Source organism: Algibacter pacificus, from assembly GCF_008033385.1.
Taxonomy (GTDB): Bacteria; Bacteroidota; Bacteroidia; order Flavobacteriales; family Flavobacteriaceae; genus Algibacter; species Algibacter pacificus.
Genome location: NZ_VOGY01000001.1, coordinates 398,892 through 418,401, shown reverse-complemented (window position 1 = coordinate 418,401; position 19,510 = coordinate 398,892). Strand labels below are relative to the sequence as shown.

The 19,510-nt window shown below is 34.8% G+C and carries 16 protein-coding genes; 14 read left to right on the top strand and 2 right to left on the bottom strand.

What is annotated here, in order from left to right:
* A complete protein-coding gene (locus tag FQU21_RS02285) occupies window positions 1-1,368 on the top strand; it encodes an exonuclease domain-containing protein (protein WP_147676406.1) in 1,368 nt (455 codons plus the stop codon).
* 79 nt (window positions 1,369-1,447) lie between these two features.
* Here FQU21_RS02285 and FQU21_RS02280 read toward each other — a convergent pair whose 3' ends face one another.
* The gene (locus FQU21_RS02280) at window positions 1,448-2,182 is read right to left on the bottom strand and encodes an acyl-CoA desaturase (RefSeq protein ID WP_147676405.1); all 735 of its coding nucleotides are present in this window, start codon (window positions 2,180-2,182) and stop codon (window positions 1,448-1,450) included.
* Window positions 2,183-2,240: 58 nt separating this feature from the next.
* The gene (locus FQU21_RS02275; RefSeq protein ID WP_147676404.1) at window positions 2,241-2,813 is read right to left on the bottom strand and encodes a Crp/Fnr family transcriptional regulator; all 573 of its coding nucleotides are present in this window, start codon (window positions 2,811-2,813) and stop codon (window positions 2,241-2,243) included.
* Between the two features lie 317 nt (window positions 2,814-3,130).
* Between FQU21_RS02275 and FQU21_RS02270 the strand changes: the two genes are divergently transcribed.
* Genes FQU21_RS02270 through FQU21_RS02215 form a run of 13 tightly spaced genes read left to right on the top strand, consistent with a single transcriptional unit; the run spans window position 3,131 to window position 19,291 of the window.
* Complete coding sequence (locus FQU21_RS02270; protein WP_147676403.1) at window positions 3,131-3,733, top strand: Pvc16 family protein; 603 nt, start codon at window positions 3,131-3,133, stop codon at window positions 3,731-3,733.
* Window positions 3,730-4,590 (top strand): hypothetical protein, encoded by an 861-nt coding sequence (locus FQU21_RS02265; RefSeq protein WP_147676402.1) that lies wholly within the window; start codon window positions 3,730-3,732, stop codon window positions 4,588-4,590. The genes FQU21_RS02270 and FQU21_RS02265 overlap by 4 nt, the downstream gene beginning before the upstream one ends.
* An 18-nt stretch (window positions 4,591-4,608) precedes the next feature.
* Window positions 4,609-6,549 (top strand): phage tail sheath family protein, encoded by a 1,941-nt coding sequence (locus tag FQU21_RS02260; RefSeq protein ID WP_147676401.1) that lies wholly within the window; start codon window positions 4,609-4,611, stop codon window positions 6,547-6,549.
* A 38-nt stretch (window positions 6,550-6,587) separates the two neighbouring features.
* A complete protein-coding gene (locus tag FQU21_RS02255; protein WP_147676400.1) occupies window positions 6,588-7,025 on the top strand; it encodes a phage tail protein in 438 nt (145 codons plus the stop codon).
* A complete protein-coding gene (locus FQU21_RS02250; protein ID WP_147676399.1) occupies window positions 7,025-7,465 on the top strand; it encodes a phage tail protein in 441 nt (146 codons plus the stop codon). The genes FQU21_RS02255 and FQU21_RS02250 overlap by 1 nt, the downstream gene beginning before the upstream one ends.
* A 2-nt stretch (window positions 7,466-7,467) precedes the next feature.
* Window positions 7,468-7,629, top strand: a complete 162-nt coding sequence (locus tag FQU21_RS17365; RefSeq protein WP_187269300.1) for a DUF5908 family protein — start codon at window positions 7,468-7,470, stop codon at window positions 7,627-7,629.
* Window positions 7,629-8,318, top strand: a complete 690-nt coding sequence (locus FQU21_RS02245; protein ID WP_147676398.1) for a CIS tube protein — start codon at window positions 7,629-7,631, stop codon at window positions 8,316-8,318. Before FQU21_RS17365 ends, FQU21_RS02245 begins: the two co-directional genes overlap by 1 nt.
* Complete coding sequence (gene vgrG, locus FQU21_RS02240; protein ID WP_147676397.1) at window positions 8,318-10,054, top strand: type VI secretion system tip protein VgrG; 1,737 nt, start codon at window positions 8,318-8,320, stop codon at window positions 10,052-10,054. The genes FQU21_RS02245 and vgrG overlap by 1 nt, the downstream gene beginning before the upstream one ends.
* A 4-nt stretch (window positions 10,055-10,058) precedes the next feature.
* A complete protein-coding gene (locus tag FQU21_RS02235) occupies window positions 10,059-10,349 on the top strand; it encodes a PAAR domain-containing protein (protein ID WP_147676396.1) in 291 nt (96 codons plus the stop codon).
* An 11-nt stretch (window positions 10,350-10,360) separates the two neighbouring features.
* Window positions 10,361-10,771, top strand: coding sequence for a GPW/gp25 family protein (locus FQU21_RS02230; RefSeq protein ID WP_147676395.1), 411 nt, complete (start codon window positions 10,361-10,363; stop codon window positions 10,769-10,771).
* 3 nt (window positions 10,772-10,774) lie between these two features.
* Window positions 10,775-13,888 carry a baseplate J/gp47 family protein gene (locus FQU21_RS02225; RefSeq protein ID WP_147676394.1) on the top strand — a complete coding sequence of 1,038 codons (3,114 nt, stop codon included), beginning with the start codon at window positions 10,775-10,777 and terminating at the stop codon, window positions 13,886-13,888.
* A complete protein-coding gene (locus FQU21_RS02220) occupies window positions 13,873-16,506 on the top strand; it encodes a hypothetical protein (RefSeq protein WP_147676393.1) in 2,634 nt (877 codons plus the stop codon). Before FQU21_RS02225 ends, FQU21_RS02220 begins: the two co-directional genes overlap by 16 nt.
* A gap of 10 nt (window positions 16,507-16,516) precedes the next feature.
* Window positions 16,517-19,291: a hypothetical protein gene (locus FQU21_RS02215; RefSeq protein WP_147676392.1), complete on the top strand. Its 2,775-nt coding sequence runs from the start codon at window positions 16,517-16,519 to the stop codon at window positions 19,289-19,291.
* The last annotated feature ends 219 nt before the right edge of the window (window positions 19,292-19,510 follow it).

The following is a 19,510-nucleotide window of genomic DNA, read 5'->3' as shown; positions in this document are numbered from 1 at the left end:
ATGATTTATACAGTAATTGACGTTGAAACCGCAGGACCAGGTAATAAAATTACTGAGATCTCAATTTTTAGATATGATGACGATGTATTAATAGATGAATATACCTCGCTTGTTAATCCCGAACAATTAATACCAGACTATATTACAGCATTAACTGGTATCGATGATTTTATGGTTGCTAAAGCACCAACCTTTGCTGAAATTGCAGACAAAGTATTGGCCATTACACAAAACGCCGTATTTATTGCCCATAATGTTAATTTTGATTACAATGCCATTCGGAATGAATTTACCGCTATTGGTATTAAATTCAATAGAAAAAAACTTTGTACCGTTAGACTATCTCGAAAGTTATTACCCGGACATAAATCTTATAGTTTAGGTAAATTATGCGATACATTGGATATTCCAATAATAGGAAGACACCGCGCCCGAGGAGATGCCGAAGCCACGGTGACACTTTTTAAACTATTACAAAAGCAACCAGAAGCGGACACGGTTATTAAATCTTTTTTTAGAAAAAGCTCTAAAGAAGCGACACTTCCAAAACATCTAAAACAAGAAACCTTCGAACAGCTTCCAAACGCCACCGGTATCTATTATTTTAAAGACAAAAAAGATAATATTATTTATGTTGGAAAAGCGAAAGATATCAAAAAACGTGTATTAAGTCATTTTTACAGTAAAACGGAAAAAGAGCTTAATTTATCGCGAGAAGTAGCCGATGTAAATTTTGAACTTTCGGGTAGTGAAACTTTAGCATTACTCATGGAAGATGCGGCTATAAAACAGCATTTTCCAAAATATAATCAAGCCGCTAAGCGCGCACCAAAAACCTATGCTATATTTAGTTACCAAGATCGGAATGGTATTTTACATTTGGCATATAATGTATTAAAAGCAACACCAAATCCCATACAAATATTATACAGCATTCAGGAATGTCGTCAATATTTAGAAATGCTTTGTAAACAATTTAATTTATGTCCTAAATATTGTCATTTACAGGAAGGTGTCGCACAATGCTCTCATTATTCAATTAAAACCTGTAAAGGCATTTGCGATAAAAAAGAATCGGTTGCGCTATATAATCTTCGTGTAAAACAATCTATAGAACATCTTAAAAACAGATCTAAAAACGTGATTCTGAAACAACCTGGCCGACATGAAAATGAAGACGCTTTTATTCTTATTGAAAACAATAACTATAAAGGTTACGGTTTTATCGAAAAATATGAACAAATTAATACTTCCGAAGATTTAGAACCCTTTTTAATTCCTCAAAAAGACAACATTGATATTCAACGTGTTTTGAAAAAAATATTAATTCATCCCGATCAAACTAGAATGGAAGTAAACACAATATAATATTTATATTGAAACTGTAAAACAAAAAAGCAACCTCAACCGGTTGCTTTTTTTTATATGATAAATAGAATAAGCGATATTAGCTTCCCACCTTTTTTAATTTAATGAGGTGCAATTTGTCCAAAACCACCATAATACAATAAGTAATATCAACCTCAAACCAACGCACACCAAAGTTCGCACGTCCACCGTGAGAATGATGATTATTATGATATCCTTCGCCCATCATTAAAAAATCAAAAGGCAATAAGTTTTTAGAAGTATCGGAAACCTCAAAATTACGATACCCATAAATATGAGCAAACCAGTTGATGATGACCCCGTGTATTGGTGCCATTAAATAGGCTACTGGCAACAACAACCATTGCCACCAAGCCGTTGCAAAAAACACAAAAAACAAGGTATATAATACTACCCAAGCTAATCGTGAACCTCTTGAGCTGGCAAATTTATCGAAAGCCTCCCATTGCGGAACATTCTTAGTAAATTTATCGGCAACAGCAATGCGTTTCTGGTTAATATCTTGATAAATATTTTTTGTACGCCACATCATAGCAAATAGATTAGCATCATATTTAGGGGAATGCGGATCTTTTTCTGTATCGGCATAAGCATGATGCATACGGTGCATAACACCATAACCATAAGCGCTTAAATAATTAGACCCTTGAAATAACCATGTTAAAAAAAAACAAACGCGCTCGCCTAATTTAGACATAGTAAAGGTTTGATGCGCGGCGTAGCGGTGTAAAAAGAAGGTTTGAAAAAACAATCCCGTATACCACAAAATAATAATAAAAATAAAAATACTCATAAACTCTGTTTAATAAACAAAGGTCTGTATACTTTATGGTTATTACAATGAACCCAGGTTAAGAAATTCGTTTTCTAATTCGGCTTAAAGCCTGAGCCGTAACACCTATATAAGAGGCAATATATTTTAAAGGAACTTCCTTTATTAAATTAGGACGCTCTGTGAATAATTTTAAATAACGTTCTTCAGCAGTTTCGTTTAAAAGCGATTGTTCTCGTTTAGATTTTATAAGAAATAAGCGCTCGGAAGACATACGACCAATAACATTTCCAACAAAACTTTTTTGATAAACTTCTTGCAAATCTTTATAAGAAATACTCCAAATAACCATATCGGTCAATGCTTCTATTTCATATAAAGAAGGTTTATGAGTTAAAAAAGAATCGTAAGCACTAATAAATTCGTTTTCGAAACAAAAACCGAAAGTGATCTCTTTGTCTTTGTCTTCCTTCGGAATTAAAAAACGCGCAATGCCAGATTCTATAAAAGAGATATAATTTTCTACCTGCCCCACTTCTATCAAATGTTCCTTTTTATGAAACTCTCGCTTAATTAATTTAGACGAAAACAGCTTCCAATCTGTATCGTTTACAGTTATGGTTTCTTCGATATAGGCTCTAATATTTTTCATCTTTACAAATAACGTTATTTTTAATAAAACACCATTTTTTTGGATGATAAAAATTTCACCTCTTTTTACTCAAATTCTAAGGAAATTTTTATGATAGATAAACCTCATTATTCCTTCTAAATAAACCCCAGATATATAAAACCAACTAACAAAAACACTTTAAAAGCGTTTTTTCTTACACAAAATACTAAATAAATATAAATTTACCCATTCATCCAAAACAAATATAAATAACTGAAAATCAAACAAAAAACTTCAACAAAAAGAAAAAAACATAACATAAAACAAAAATAATTTACTATTTTTATTGAATCTAAATGACAAGTATGATCTATGAGACTCTTGAAATACTAGTAAATCAAATTAATACGCATTTAGGCACCAAGCCAAACGACGATAGTGAGCTCATTTTAGAGAATATCGCCAAACAAGATGATGCTACGGTAACCAAGATAAAAGATCGTGTGGTGGTTTCATTACTAAATATGGAAGAGGAAACCACTTTAAAAAACAGACCAAACAGTCGTTTTAAAAATGGTAAAACCATTTATAAAAACAATAAAATATATTTAAATTTATATGTTCTATTCGCAGCGAATAGAACATCTTATGATAAAGCATTAATTAGCATTAATAGTATTGTTGAGTTTTTTCATTCTAAAAAGGTGTTTACTCAAAAAAACACCCCTTTTACATCTAGCAATAGTCTTTTTGATGATTTAAAAGAATTTAAATTTACTGTAGAACTATATACCCCAACTTTTGAACAATTAAATTATATATGGGGTACACTAGGTGGAAAATCTGTTCCTAGTTTGTTATATAAAGTAAGTCTTATTGAAATCGATAGCGAAGCTATTTCCGAAATAAGACCTGCTATCACAAACGTATCAGCAAAAACAAAAGATTTTGTAAAATGAGTTTCAATATTACATATAAACCTTTATGTACTTTGAATTTCTATCATCATTACTTTTTAGATGATGGGGTAACTCCTTTTGATGATGCGAATGCTCCTAATTTAAAACAAGAACAATTAGAAAAATATAATATCCAGGACTTTGCAAGAATTCAACCTACGGAACAAACAAAAAAAATTCTTGCAAACCAGAAAATTATTTTTAAACAAAACAACACCGGATTTTCATTATTAATTCAAGCTGAAGAAACCAATATAGCAGACACCTATAAACCTTTTATTGCTTTAACACAAAATGAAAATTTACAGTTTTTAATATATATTACAGATTCTATATTCGAAAATTACTCAACAGTACCGGCTGTCCCCTTGACACCATATTATTTTTCGAATAAACAACCCAGTACCGAAATTGCAAATTGGAACGGAATAAACACAGAATCTGATATACCACACACAGCCATTGAAAATTATAGCATTTCAACAGCTACAAACACCTTACTTTCTAATAGCATACATTCTAAAGAAAGACAGCAACTTTTTGGTATCATATCCTTATCTGTTGCTGCCGATAATAGCACAAAAAGTTTACTAGAACCCTCTGGTAATCTCCCTCTCTCCCCTCCCGATTTTAAGATCCAATTAGCAAACCGAAAAACATTTTGGCACTATCTAAATGCCAAAGACGGAAGCGTGATCCATAAATCTCCAACAACTCTCCCCCTAGTTAAGAACGGCATTATAGCTTACACATTTAATACTACCGCACGAAGACCCGTAGCGACCCCAAATTCATTGGTTTTTGAAAAAGATGGTAGTGGTACAATTATAAAAACCATTTCTGAAATATTCATTTAAACATAAAACTTTAAAATTATGGCAACATCGTTCAAAACACCTGGAGTCTACGTTGAAGAAATATCGACATTTCCGCCTTCGGTAGCACAAGTAGAAACCGCTATACCCGCCTTTATAGGGTATACCCAAAAAGCTTTTATTGATGGGCAAGATTATCATGCTGGGTCTGGAATTATAAAACCTATTAAAATTAGTTCCTTACCCGATTATGAATTTCTATTCGGAGGTGCACCAAACCCAACTACTATAGCTATCGATTTAAAAAGCGATAATTCGGTTAAAACAGCCAACATAAATAGTATAAACCTGTTGTATGATGCCATACGGATGTTTTATATAAATGGTGGTGGCGATTGTTATATCGTTTCTGTGGGTAGTTATAATACTGATGTTTCTGAAGTTGATAAATCTAAATTAGTTGAAGGTTTACATGCTTTAGAAAAAGTAGATCCGCCTACCCTCTTAGTTATTCCTGAAACCGTGCATTTAACCGCTGCAAATTCGGGAGAAGTACACGCTTTAATGTTGGCACAATGTAACAAACTACAAGATCGATTTGCGGTATTGGATATTGTTAATGGAGACCAAGAAGCCACCCCGTCTTCAGACCCCGTAGATATCTTTAGAAATAATGTTGGAATGAATAATCTTAAATACGGAGCTGCATATTATCCTTGGATTAAAACAACATTGCCTTTTAAAATTGATTATGACGCTATTGTTACCGGAACCTTTACAAAAGAGGGAGCACCGGTAGTATCTATAAAATCGTTCTTCAATTCAACTATTGTGTCTACTATAAATAATAAAGACACCGATTTAACGAATATTGCTTTATTACCAACTACACCCCCTGTAGCACCTGCAACGCCTTCATTAGCCAATTTACCCGCTTACGCTGAAGATATATTCGACTATTTTAAAGAGTTCTTTGAATTATCTTTTGCAGATAGCAATACTTCCATAGCATCGAGCACGGCGTCAATACACGCGCGCTACATTAGTGAAAACTCAGATTTTCATAATTTATTAAAAACATTTTACGATTATATTCACTTTAGCGACTCTACAAATGGAGGACCATCGCCATGGGCTAGTCCGGCTTTAGGCGACCTTTCTGCGGCACCATTAGATCCAGCTATAGCCTTTCCTAGTTTAACTTTTTCTATTGGAACCAATACCGGAAACAACGTTTTCCCTGCAACAGGAACCGCCGTTGCCGTTAAACCTCTTTTTCAAGTATTACAAGACAAATTGGATGCTATACTAACCATCTTTAAAAATGATTTAGCCGCAGCTAGAGCAATGGATACGGATACCTTATCAGAAATCGATCCCGTATACAAAGGTATCATCAATGCCATAAGCGCACAAAGCATTATTCTTCCTCCAAGTGGCGCTATGGTTGGTATTTATGCTAATGTAGACAATAACAGAGGCGTATGGAAAGCTCCTGCTAATGTTAGTATCACCGGAGTAAGTGCCCCAACAGTGAATATTTCGCACGACGAACAAAAAAATCTAAATGTAGATGTTAATGCTGGAAAATCTGTAAACGCCATCAGACCATTTAAAGGCAAAGGTATTTTGGTTTGGGGCGCACGCACGCTTGCTGGAAATGATAACGAATGGCGCTACGTATCGGTAAGACGTTTTTATATTATGGCCGAAGAATCTATCAAAAAAGCAACCGAACAATTTGTTTTTGAGCCTAATGATGCCAATACTTGGGTGAAATTACGCGCCATGATAGAAAACTTTTTAACCCTACAATGGCGAGCCGGTGCACTAGCTGGAGCAAAAGCAGATGATGCTTTTTACGTGCGTGTTGGTTTAGGTGAAACCATGACGGCAGACGATGTATTAAATGGAATAATGAATGTTGAAATAGGCATGGCAGTTGTACGCCCAGCAGAATTTATTGTATTGAAATTTTCTCATAAAATGCAAGAAGCATAAATCAAATTAACTATCACTAACCTTTAAATATAAATAAAATGGCCGAAACATATCCATTAGTAAAGTTCCATTTTTCAGTAGATTGGGCAGGAACAAACATAGGGTTTACAGAAGTCTCAGGACTTGATGTTGAAACCGAATTAATTGAATACCGACATGGTGCAAGTCCGGATTATAGTAAAATTAAAATGCCGGGCATGCAGAAATTTAGCAACATTACATTAAAACGTGGCACTTTCGCGAATGATAATGAATTCTATCAATGGTGGAATACAGTAAAACTTAACAAAATAGAACGTCGCGATATTACTATTAAGCTTCTAAATGAAGATCACGAACCCGTAGTCGTTTGGAAAGTAAAAAATGCTTTTCCTGTTAAAGTACAATCTACAGATTTAAAAGGCGACGGTAACGAAGTCGCTATAGAATCTATGGAAGTGGCACACGAAGGCTTAACCATCCAAAACGGCGATTAATGAGCACATACTATCCTCCAGTTAGCTTTCATTTTAAAGTCGAATTCGATGGGATAGCCTCTCAAGAGACCGATATTCAATTTCAATCGGTCTCCGGACTTTCCGTTGATATTGAAACCGAAGAGTTTGCTGAAGGTGGTGAAAATAGATTTAAGCATAAATTTCCCGTAAGAACCAAGTTTCCAAATCTGGTTTTAAAACGGGGCATGGTTACAAATTCTAAACTTATTGATTGGTGCAGAGATGCCATTGAAAGTTTTCAATTTAAACCCGTAAACCTTACGGTGAAATTGCTAAATGAAGAACATGAACCTTTAGTAACATGGAATGTAGTTCACGCCTACCCTGTAAAATGGGCTGTGGACGACTTTAACGCTGAGGAAAACAAAATCTCGATAGAAACCATAGAATTAGCTTATAACTATTTTACACTTGTATAATTATGCCCATAGAAATCAAAGAATTACTTATAAAGATCAATGTAAACGATGACAGCCAAACCAACGCATCACCCAATAAAAATTCGGGTGGTAAATCGAACGATTTAATTGCCCAATGTTTGGAACAAGTAACAGAAATTCAAAATCGTAAAAACGAACGGTAATGAACACGGGAGAACTCAAAAAACTAAAGGTTACAGGCTATAAGGACGATAAATTCACTAAAAAAGTAGGCGATGGTGAATTTAATACGCTCTTAAATCCTGAAAAATACACCCTAAAGTATAAAGTTGAATATACCGAAGCCCAAGGCCAAGGCACCAGTGCCACGCAGCCAAAATTTGTGAGGTCCTTACCCGAAGATTTTGAAACCGACTTTTTATTCGATCGTACTGGCGTTATTCAAGGTCAAGATAATTCCTCTGGTGATGGTATTATAGATGATATTCAAAACTTTAAAAAAATAGTTTTTGATTATAGCGGAGACGAGCACAAACCTAATTATATCATGATTGGTTGGGGCACACTCCTTTTTAAAGGTACCTTATTAGAGATGTCTATCGAGTTTAAATTGTTTTCCCCCGATGGCACCCCACTTAGAGCCGTAGTAAAAACCAAGTTTAAAGGCTCTATTGAAGATGATTTACGTGTCGCTAAAGAAAATAATAACTCGCCCGATTTAACACATATTAGAACCGTAAAAGAAGGCGATACCTTGCCACTAATGACTTTTAACATCTATGGTGACAGCAAATACTATTTACAAGTTGCAGCCGTAAACAACCTTAGCAATTTTAGAAAGCTAAAAGTTGGTCAAGACATAAAATTTCCACCTATTGAAAAAGTATCTTAATGCCAAATAACACAAACATACAAAGTGCGGACTTAATCTCCTTTTCAATTATTGTAAACGGGGAAGCTTTATCAGAAGTTTTTCAAGTTAAAAACATCGCTATTGAAAAAGAAGTGAACAGGATTCCTTTTGCTCAAATCGTACTTTTTGATGGTGAAGCGGCTACTCAAGATTTTGAATTAAGTAATGAAACTATTTTAATTCCTGGAAATGAGATTGAAATAAAGGCAGGCTATCATAACGATGTCGAAACCGTGTTTAAAGGCCTTATCATTAAACATAGTATTAAAATTAGAGAAACAGCTTCTGTTCTGGTTATAGAATGTAGAGATAAAGCTGTAAAAACTACTATAGGAAGAAAAAGCAGTTACTATTATGAAAGTACTGATAGTGCCATTATTGAAGAAATAGCCGGAAAAAATAATTTAGATACTGAAATTGAAACGACCGACTATGAACATAAAGAGCTCGTGCAATATCAAGCATCGGACTGGGATTTTATAATGACCCGTGCACAAGCCAACGGCAAGGTGTGTTATGTAGAAAATGGTAAATTAATTATTGAAAAACCAGAGGTATCAAAAGCATCTGTTCTAACCGTAGCGTTCGGAAATAATTTATTGGCTTTTGATGCCGAAATGGACGCTAGAAATCAATTTAATAAAATTACATCTTATGGATGGAACGCTTCCGACCAAGATATTGAAGAAGCCGAAGCTAAAGATCCTAAATTAAATTTAAACGGGAATATATCATCTTCTGAATTGGCCGATATCTTTGGTATTGAAAACCTAGAACTAAAACATGGCGGAAACTACAACTCGAAAGTATTACAGGATTGGAGTGACTCTAAAGCCTTTTTTCAGCAACTATCAAAAACACGCGGACGCATAAAATTTCAAGGAACTCCAGAAGTAAAACCTGGTAGTATAATAACTTTAGAAGGCGTCGGAGATCGTTTTAATGGAAACGTTTTTATTAGTGCGGTACGGCATGAACTTGCCGAAGGCAATTGGACTATTGATGCTGAATTCGGGATGAATCCAACTTGGTTTAGCGAAACTTATGATATAAACGCTAGTCCAGCAGCAGGGTTATTACCCGCTATAAATGGATTACAAGTGGGTATTGTTTCTCAATTAGAAGAGGATCCAGATGGAGAAGATCGTATTTTAATTAAGATTCCTATTATCAATAACGAAGAACAAGGTATTTGGGCACGAGTGGCCGCTCTGGATGCCGGAGAAAATAGAGGCGCTTTTTTTAGACCTGAAATAGGCGATGAAGTGGTGGTTGGTTTTTTAAATGACGACCCCAATCACGCTGTAGTTTTGGGCATGCTAAACAGCAGTGCAAACCCAGCGCCCATTCCAGCGACAGATGATAATCACGAAAAAGGCTTTTTTACGCGTAGCGAAATGAAACTCCTTTTTAACGACGATAAAAAATCGATTACCATTGAAACCCCTGCCGGAAAAAAAATAACCATCGATGAGGATGCGGGTTCTATTATTATTGAAGATGAAAACAGCAATAGCATTACCTTAGACTCCGATGGTATTCTCGCCGAAAGTGGTAAAGATTTCGTGATAAAAGCAAGCGGCGACGTTACCATTGAAGGCACCAATATAGAATTAAAAGCTAATGCAAATTTTAAAGCAGAAGGTAGTGCTGGCGCAGAAGTATCCACCAGTGCCATTGCCGTTTTAAAAGGATCATTAGTACAAATAAATTAAAATTATGGGAGCACCAGCAGCAAGAATAACAGATATGCATGTATGTCCAATAGTAACACCTGCAGGGCCACATGTTGGCGGTCCCATACTGCCGCCGGGAGAACCAACAGTATTAATTGGCGGGATGCCCGCAGCAAAAGTTGGAGATATGGCCGTATGCACAGGCCCTCCTGATTCTATAATAATGGGCTCTTCTACCGTATTTATTGGTGGAATGCCCGCAGCACGAATGGGCGATAGTACAGCACACGGTGGCACCATTGTATTGGGAGAACCCACCGTATTAATTGGTTAAAAATATTTAAAATGAATGATGCTAATAACTTTTTAGGAAAAGGTTGGGGATTCCCTCCGCATTTCGATCATAATACCAAAGCCGTTAAGCTAACAACAGGTACCGAGGATATTAATAAAAGTTTACAAATATTACTATCTACTCGACTTGGCGAACGCGTGATGCTGCCCGAATATGGTTGCAATTTAGAAGAGTTAATATTTCAGTCCTTAGATATCACCTTAAAAACTTATATCAAAGATTTAATTAGCACGGCTATATTATACCACGAACCTAGAATTGATGTATCTAATATTGAACTGGACACGACGAATGAGTTAGAAGGTAAAATTTTAATACAAATCGATTATATAGTTAGAACAACAAACTCGAGAGCAAATATGGTTTTTCCTTTCTATAAAGTAGAAGGATCTGAAGTTTAAATTATGGCTAAAAAAAACGAACATACCTTTCTTTTAAATCACGGGGGCACGGGACAAGTAGAGCGTGACTTAGCAGCATTAGCACCAGAAAATTTCAAATTAAATGATTTTTCAATTGCTGAATGGATGGAGTTTGCTCATGCTTTTGCCAAAGAAGTCCGCTATTTCGGGGTAGAAAATGATACGCATGCTGTAAATAATTGGCAACAGTTCTTTGTAGAAAAAAATGCTATCAAAAAATTTCTTTCTGATATTGAATCGACTAATAATTTAACTCCTCACCTTACCCTTTTCATCTGTTTTTTAAAACTATTAGAAACTACAAAAAGTAGATTTAACGGTATCACTAAAAGACATCTGGATTTTTATTATAGTGAAATTTTACAAATTGATAAAAAAGCACCCGTAGCCGATCATGTTCATTTAATATTTGAAATAGCCAAAAACATTTCAGAAACAAAAATTGATAAAAATAAATTATTAGAAGCTGGTAAAGACAACAATGGTAAACGATTACAATATGCCACAGATAAAGAAGTGGTTATTAATAAAGCACAGATTTCCGATTTAAAAAGTGTTTATCACCACCTAAAACAAAAACCATCTGAAGTAAATGGTATATACGCAGCACCCGCTGTAAATTCTCTTGATGGAAATGGTGAACCGTTTAAAGAAACCCCACAATGGCTACCTTTTGGTTACCCAAAGCATTACAATCCGGCTGCTATTTTAAACACGCCAAAACTTGGATTTGCTGTAGCATCACCTACGCTTAATTTACAAGAAGGCAAGCGCGATGTTTTAATTAAATTTACAGGAAAACAGCCGTTCGAAAAATTTACTGCCCAACAATTATCCAGCGTTATTGAGGTTTACGCAACTGGAGAAAAAGGCTGGTTGGGTCCTTTTAAACTTTCAACAATAAAGAAAGACGCCTTTATTACAGCTATAGAAAACAACACTTTTCAAGTATATATTTCTATTGATAAAAATGAAGGTGCCATTACCAATTACTCAAAATCCATTCACGGCGAAAACTTTAACACCAACCAACCTGTATTCCGCTTTTTAATTCAAACCCAAACACCAACTTATAGTGATGGTTATAACTTATACACGCAATTAAGAAATAAAAATTTAATTAAAATAGACATAGAGGTATCAGTTGCCGAAGCAGAATTACTTCAATTAAGTAATGATTTAGGAGACATAAAAGCAGATAAGCCTTTTTATCCTTTTGGAACACAACCTATAAAAAACTCTAGCTTTACTATTGATTATCCCGAAGCTTTTTCCAAACAATGGTCGTCAATTGAACTAAAAGGACTCTGGTTAAATACGCCTTTAGATTTCAAAAATCATTATTTAGCCTATCGTAAAAACGATACCAATAGAAATTTAACGCCCTTATTATATCATAATTTATTGTATAAATCGGCTACCCCAAATACATTGGGGATAAAAACACCGTCCAGCGACACACCAAACAATATCTATGTTGATGGAAACAATTATTTCAACAGTAAAGTCACCTTAAAAACGGATACTATTGTAGATGCTAGTAAAATACTTTTTACCAAAAATGGAGATCAATTTAAGTTTGGACTTAAAATAGATTATAAAAGCCCTTTCGAAACTTCGAAAAAAGGTCCTTTAAAAATCGCGTTAAATCAATCCTTTTTACATAAAATTTTCCCGCAAGTTTATGCTTTAGCCTTAACAAACCAAGAGGATACGCTTTTACCCAATGAGCCATATACACCGCTTTTGGAAAAACTATATTTTTCTTATATGGCCAATCAAGTATTAGATTTAAAAAATTCAACTAATCAATCGGAATTAGCGCCCATACAACTCTTTCAGGAGCATCCTTTTGGCCAAACCAAAAATAACAACACGCTTGTACCTAACTACACCAAAGGCGGGGAGCTTTATATTGGCTTAGAAAACACACAACCACTTCAACAAGTGCAAATATTATTTCAACTCCTAGAAGGCACAGAAAATCCTTTAGCAGAATCTTTTGTTGGAAATGAAAAAATAAAATGGTCGGTGCTTAGTGGCGATCTTTGGATGGATTTAGGTAGTAATTATTTATTGGGGAATACCACAGATAATTTTCTAAAAACAGGAATTGTTAGTGTTATTATTCCTAATGAAGCCACTAAAACACACACACTTTTGCCTCCCGGAAAAGTATGGCTACGAGCTAAAAGTGATAAGAGTTTCGATGCCGTTTGCAAATTTATAGACATAAAAGCGCAAGTCATAACGGCCACATTTAAAGACAATGGTAACGATTTATCGCACTTAGAAAATGGTATTCCCGCCGGAACCATTAGTAAACTCACAGAGCGCAATGCACACATAAAAAATATAAACCAACCCTTTGGAAGTTTTGGTGGCACGCCCGAAGAAACTAGTCCAGCTTATTACCAAAGAGTAAGTGAACGTCTTCGTCATAAAGATCGAGCCATCAATTTATGGGATTATGAGCACCTTATTTTAGAAGAATTTAAAGAGGTTTATAAAGTTAAATGCTTACCACATACCTTAAATAATAATTTTAATGCTGCTGGCCACGTGGCCATTGTAGTAGTGCCAGATACAGTAAACCAAAATGCTTATGATATTTTTCAACCTAGATTAAGCACCGCAAAACGAAACGAGATACAGAACTATATTAATGCTTTAAACACACTATTTGTTGAAGCACAGGTAATAAACCCAGATTACGAAGAGATAAAAGTCACTTTAAACGTTAAGTTTAATACGGGTTACGACGAATTCTTTTACATCAACCAATTAGAAGAAGATATCAAGAAATACCTATCGCCTTGGGCTTATAAGGAAACTTCAAAATTAAGATTTGGAGTGACCTTTCATCGCAGTAAACTAATAGCCTATTTAGAACATTTAGACTATGTCGATTATTTAGATAGCGTGGTATTGCTTCATCTAAAAAAACCTGAAAGTTCTGGTATAGAAAAAACCAATATTAAACCCTCTAGCGCAAAAGCCATTTTAGTATCGGCTAAAAAACACAGCGTTACGGCTATAAAATCTAATTGTGAAACCAATAACCCCCTAACTAAAAACGCATGTCTTCCAACATAACAGATACTATAGTTAAGAGCACTGCTAGCTTAGATGATTTAGATTTCGAGTTTTTAAAAAAACAAGGCATCTCATACATCGAAGCTCTGGGTGGTGGATTATGGACGGACTACAACGCACACGATCCTGGAATCACTATTCTGGAAGCTTTATGTTATGCCATTACGGATCTTGGTGCACGTATTAATTTACCTCTAGAAAAATTACTTGCAGAACAGGACAATCCTTCTTTTTTAAGTGAGCAATTTTTAACCGCCGATAAAGCACTGCCCACAAAACCGGTAACAGAAAACGATTATAGAAAATTATTTATAGACCTTCCGGGTATTAAAAACGCTTGGTTAAAAAAACATTGCAAAACGGTTTATGTGAATTGCAAAACAGACGCACTAGCCTACCAACCTTTTGAAATTGAACCCAACAAACAAAAAGCATTTAAACTCAATGGCCTTTATGATGTTTTAATTGAACTAGACCCGCAGGCTGAAATGGATTTAGACACCGCTATTCTTGAGGTTAGAAAAACATACCACACGCATAGAAACCTTTGCGAAGACCTTATTGAAATAGAAGAAGTAAAACCATTTCCCATAGCGGTTTGTGCACAAATAGAAGTCCTTCCAGATGCCGATGAAGAAAAAGTTCACGCCCTAGTTTTACAGGCTATAGAACACTATTTATCGCCAGAAATACGCTTTTATTCTCTAAAAGAAATGCTAGATAAAGGCTATAGCAGCGATACTATTTTTAACGGTCCGTTATTAAAAAACGGTTTTATTGATACTGCAGAACTACAAGCCACAACCCTAACAAAAGAAGTGCGTTTAAGTGATATCATTAATATTATTCAAAAAATAGAAGGTGTCGATGTTATTCGCGATATCTCAATTAACCACTGTACAGGTAAAAAACTAGAAAATGCAGGCTGGAATATTTGTATTACTGAAAACAAAAAACCGGTGTTATGCTCTAAAAGTGCATTCAGCTATTTTAAAGGTTTTTTACCGCTTAATATTGATAAAGAACAAGTCGCTATTTATAGTGAAGAACTAGCCGATGCCATAAAAAGCGACACCAATTTTATTGCCTCTCAAAGTAAAAAATTAGACTTACCAAAAGGTGATTATTTAGATACTGGTGCCTATACCACCATTCAGAACGATTTTCCTGATGTTTACGCTATTGGAGAAACCGGTAGTAAAGCCAACGCTACCACTGCTGAAAAAGCAAAAGCCAAACAACTAAAAGCCTACTTACTGTTTTTCGATCAAATTTTGGCAACGTATATGGCTCATATAGAAAAAGTAAAAGATTTATTTTCAATTCAAGGCCAATTAAAGACGACATATTTCACACAATTAGTTGATGATATTAAGAACCGAGATGAACTCGTTTCAAATAATTATAACACCGATGAAGCGCTCTCTGCATTGCTATTCACCACCAATACAAAACTTGATAATCGTATCAAAAGAAGAAACGATATCTTGAATCACCTATTAGCAAGGTTTGCTGAAAACTTCAGTGAATACGCGTTTTTAATGAAACAACTTTACAGCAATAATAAAGATGAAGAAGTTATAAAAACTAAAGAACGCTTTCTTCAATCTTATGAAACTATAGGCTGCGAACGCCCGTTAAGCTTTAATTATTACAATCAACTTCCCGAAAATTTATGGGATACAAACAACGTATCGGCATTTCAAAAACGAATTGCATTATTAACAGGTAATCCCGATTTTTCAAGAAGAAATTTCTCGGATGATCCTCTTGAATTATACGAAGAAATTGATACCGATGATAGAATTGAATACCGTTTTCGTATAAAATCAAATTCAAAAATTATACTCACTTCTTCAAGCAAGCATTATCACACATTAACAACCTTGTATGCTGAAATTCTAAACGTAAAAAACTTTGGAAGATTTGAAGAACACTATGAGATAAAAACAAATAAATCTGGGCGTTTCTATTTCAATTTAACAAATCCGAACTATCCAGATGTTGAAGATGAACGCCATGTTATTGCCAGACGTATTCCAAGTTTTAAAACCAAAGCTGCTGCTGAAAAAGCCATTGCTGCTGCAGCAAGTTTTATAAACACCTTGATACCAAACGAGGGCATGTACGTGATAGAACATATTTTACTTCGCCCTAACGTGTTAGAACCGTCGGAAACCAATCATTTTTTTCCAATTTGTACCAATAACTGTGATAGTTGCGAAAGTATAGACCCCTACTCTTTTCGGGTGTCTATAGTCCTTCCCGGATGGACCGAGCGCTACTCTAACGTCGATTTTAGACGCTATTTAGAAAACCTCATTCAAAACGAACTGCCCGCTCATATACTTGCAAAAATTTGCTGGATTGGCTACCCTAAAAGTTATGATACTAAAGGCGAACAAAATGAAATGGTAGAACTAGAAGAAGCCTATAAAGATTGGCTATTAAACAAAACAAACATGGAACAAGATCAACCCATTAACGAAATGAAACGTCTTAACACCATAGTAAACACCTTACATACTATATATTCACAGGGAAGACTTCATAACTGCGAAAGTGATGAAGAACAACAAGATATTATTCTAGGTAGAACAAATTTGGGTAAACTTTAATGCATACGTTATGAAAAAACTATCACAAATAACACCACAATATAGCTCGTTTGTAGACGACCAAGTGCTTACTTCGGGAAAACTAAACGAGTTTATAGAATACTTCGATGAACAAGATCGATTATCCAGAATTTGCATAACAGGTGTTGGACTTACCTGTGGGTTTAAAGTAGATTTTAACGTCGAAGAACCTGCGATTACCATAGATCAAGGTTGCGGAATTACTACCGATGGCGACCTAATAAAACTTCAAAAACTAATACCCGTAGCGGAAGAAACCGATGAAGAAACCAACGCATTTTTTATATCGAACACCACCGGTACTTTTAAAGATATAAGCACATTATTATCCCAAATAACATACACCCATTACAAAGAGTTTTTAGACGAAAACGCAAAATACGATCGTTTTAGAACAGATAATACGGTTATTAATTTAATTGAATTAATACCAGATTTCGATGTCGTTAATAATGACGATGCACTACAACTTACAGAAGAACAACTTCAAAACAAAGTGGTTGTACTTTATATAGAAAGTTATTTAGAAGATGAATCTATATGTTCATCCTCAAATTGCGACAACCAAGGGCAACCCAACATCCAAAACATAAAAGCGCTGTTAATAGATAAAGATGATGTTGAAAACGCAGTAAATACAGATGATAGCATCTATAACAAACATAATATTTATGAAGCTATTATTGCTCTTCCAAGAACGGCTGTTCAACGAGTTATACTAAATCCAGATGCCGGAGCTAGCAATAATATATCGACATATTCAAAACTAGCAACGGCATACAAAACAAAAATCACCAATGCCAAAGTTAACTTAGATAGCGCATATTCTAGCTTATTTGAAGGGTTTTCAGACCTATTAAATATTAGCAATACCGTTCAAAATTCAATTATAAATGGGATTAATAATCTCGATAATTTTTCAAACAACAACCGCATTCAATACCGCTATGCGCTTACAAAAAACATAAGTGATAATTTTAATGAAATAGCCGATTTGCTATTGCAACTAAAATCCGATTGCTGCCCAGATATTCATGCATTTCCAAAACATTTACTTTTAGGTGCTTTAACCTCCCACGCTGCTTATCCGGAATTGCGTCATGAGTTCTATCCTGCTCCAGCAAATTCAGAAAACGAAAACTTGATAATAAAAGTTCAAACTTTGGTTAAAAGAGTACAACTTATGCTCGCTAACTTTAACTTAAATAATACCCAAAACACTGTAATTACACCGTCTTCACTTTGTGGAAGTTTAGGTAAAAAAGCCATTCCCGCCTATTTTAATCTTACTGAAAACCTTTTAAAAAGTTGGGATTTCGATAAAACTAAAAACTATAAACAGAATTACAACCTAAGCTACCATACAGGGCTTTTATTAGGTTGGGCAAAAACACCATTAGATTTTGAAATCAATGGCACCGATTTTTATAGAATTGAAGGCCATCAGGGAAGCGATTTACTTTCAACAAAAAGTACGATTGACGGTCTAAAAAAAGACAAAGGGCTCGATTTCGATTATGTGATATTCGATATTATAGAAAACCAAAAAGAGTTTGCCGCTTTTGTTAGAGAACATCCATCTTTAACACATAAAGGTGGCGTAGAAAAAGGCGGAACTTTAGTTCTATTATCAACTTCTCGAGAAATCATTTTAGACACTGTTCCCGTTGATGGTGACCCTGAATTAGATACCGATACACGGCAAAATTTTTCGGATATTATTGTGGCAGACTTTAGTCTTTCATACAAAATTCAAGCAGCAACTAACAGAGATTCCTGTTGTTCCTTGGTAGAATGTACCTTCCCGTGGATTAGTTCTTTAAAATATATAAACAACCTATCGCGAAGCTTATTAGGCACACAAAGTTCTCATAAAGCAATGCCGAAAGAATATATTTTACAAATTATTGAATACAAAATAAATGGCACACGAATTCTAAACGGAACCACAACACTTAGAATTCCGCTGCAAAACATCTTTGTAAGACGTATGCATGCTATAACAGATGCCTTAAATAAATTATTTGACAAAGGCGTCGTATTCGATTTTAATGAAAGCCAAAAACGATTTGTAATTACACGAGCTAAGGAAGACACCTTTACTATTAGACTTCGCGAAAACACTATGGGTGTAAATAATGCCACCTATACTTATAGTAATACCGGAATGTTTAGAAATAACAAAGTATTTAGAGCAGATGCCATGCGTTGCCGCAATCTTAAAGCCTATAAGCCTGATTTTTACGAACAATTACACAAAGACATCGCGCCGGTAAATAAAGATGATGACTATGGAACTTATGATAAAAAATGGGAAAGATGGTCGCAATTAACCGACAGTCTCATTAATAATAGTGTATTAAAAGAAGCTGGTTTTACAAGAATGATAAAAGACAGAGAAGCACTATCTACAGCTTTAGAACACAGCATCCTTCCGGATATGATGGGACATTTCCAAAGTGTTGTGGAAGATAAAGACTTAATATTCCATATTGACGGCGATTGGGTAAATGGCACATGGGTTAACGATTTTATGCTTAACCATAGAAAACGAAATATTAAAAACACCCACGACGATATTGTACTATTTATCAACCTCCGCAAATTTTTACACAACGAAACAGGAGTTACAAAAATGTCCATTTATATAGAAAATCAAGAATACATTCCTGCTTTCGATGAGTTTTTAGAACGATACAAAAAAATTGCAGATATCTATTTTGCTGCAAAACCAACAGGTATTAATGCATTTAGACTCCGTTAATAGTGAAATATAATAGTGAAAATTTAAAATAATGAAAGCTAACCATAGCACATCTTTTCCAACACCTCTAACCTTTGTTTTTTTAAAGGGTGAATATCGTGTGCTTAAAAATTTTAAAGACATATTATACGAAGAAAAAATAAAACCGTCAAAATTGGCCATAAAAAAAGGATATCAGTCGCATAATCTGTACATAACGAATGATATCCAATGGGTCCT

Bases quoted from the DNA above. Each gene is read 5' to 3' on its own strand.
- FQU21_RS02285 (WP_147676406.1), top strand. From the start codon at position 1: ATGATTTATACAGTAATTGACGTTGAAACCGCAGGACCAGGTAATAAA.
- FQU21_RS02280 (WP_147676405.1), bottom strand. From the start codon at position 2,182: ATGAGTATTTTTATTTTTATTATTATTTTGTGGTATACGGGATTGTTT.
- FQU21_RS02275 (WP_147676404.1), bottom strand. From the start codon at position 2,813: ATGAAAAATATTAGAGCCTATATCGAAGAAACCATAACTGTAAACGAT.
- FQU21_RS02270 (WP_147676403.1), top strand. From the start codon at position 3,131: ATGACAAGTATGATCTATGAGACTCTTGAAATACTAGTAAATCAAATT.
- FQU21_RS02265 (WP_147676402.1), top strand. From the start codon at position 3,730: ATGAGTTTCAATATTACATATAAACCTTTATGTACTTTGAATTTCTAT.
- FQU21_RS02260 (WP_147676401.1), top strand. From the start codon at position 4,609: ATGGCAACATCGTTCAAAACACCTGGAGTCTACGTTGAAGAAATATCG.
- FQU21_RS02255 (WP_147676400.1), top strand. From the start codon at position 6,588: ATGGCCGAAACATATCCATTAGTAAAGTTCCATTTTTCAGTAGATTGG.
- FQU21_RS02250 (WP_147676399.1), top strand. From the start codon at position 7,025: ATGAGCACATACTATCCTCCAGTTAGCTTTCATTTTAAAGTCGAATTC.
- FQU21_RS17365 (WP_187269300.1), top strand. From the start codon at position 7,468: ATGCCCATAGAAATCAAAGAATTACTTATAAAGATCAATGTAAACGAT.
- FQU21_RS02245 (WP_147676398.1), top strand. From the start codon at position 7,629: ATGAACACGGGAGAACTCAAAAAACTAAAGGTTACAGGCTATAAGGAC.
- vgrG (WP_147676397.1), top strand. From the start codon at position 8,318: ATGCCAAATAACACAAACATACAAAGTGCGGACTTAATCTCCTTTTCA.
- FQU21_RS02235 (WP_147676396.1), top strand. From the start codon at position 10,059: ATGGGAGCACCAGCAGCAAGAATAACAGATATGCATGTATGTCCAATA.
- FQU21_RS02230 (WP_147676395.1), top strand. From the start codon at position 10,361: ATGAATGATGCTAATAACTTTTTAGGAAAAGGTTGGGGATTCCCTCCG.
- FQU21_RS02225 (WP_147676394.1), top strand. From the start codon at position 10,775: ATGGCTAAAAAAAACGAACATACCTTTCTTTTAAATCACGGGGGCACG.
- FQU21_RS02220 (WP_147676393.1), top strand. From the start codon at position 13,873: ATGTCTTCCAACATAACAGATACTATAGTTAAGAGCACTGCTAGCTTA.
- FQU21_RS02215 (WP_147676392.1), top strand. From the start codon at position 16,517: ATGAAAAAACTATCACAAATAACACCACAATATAGCTCGTTTGTAGAC.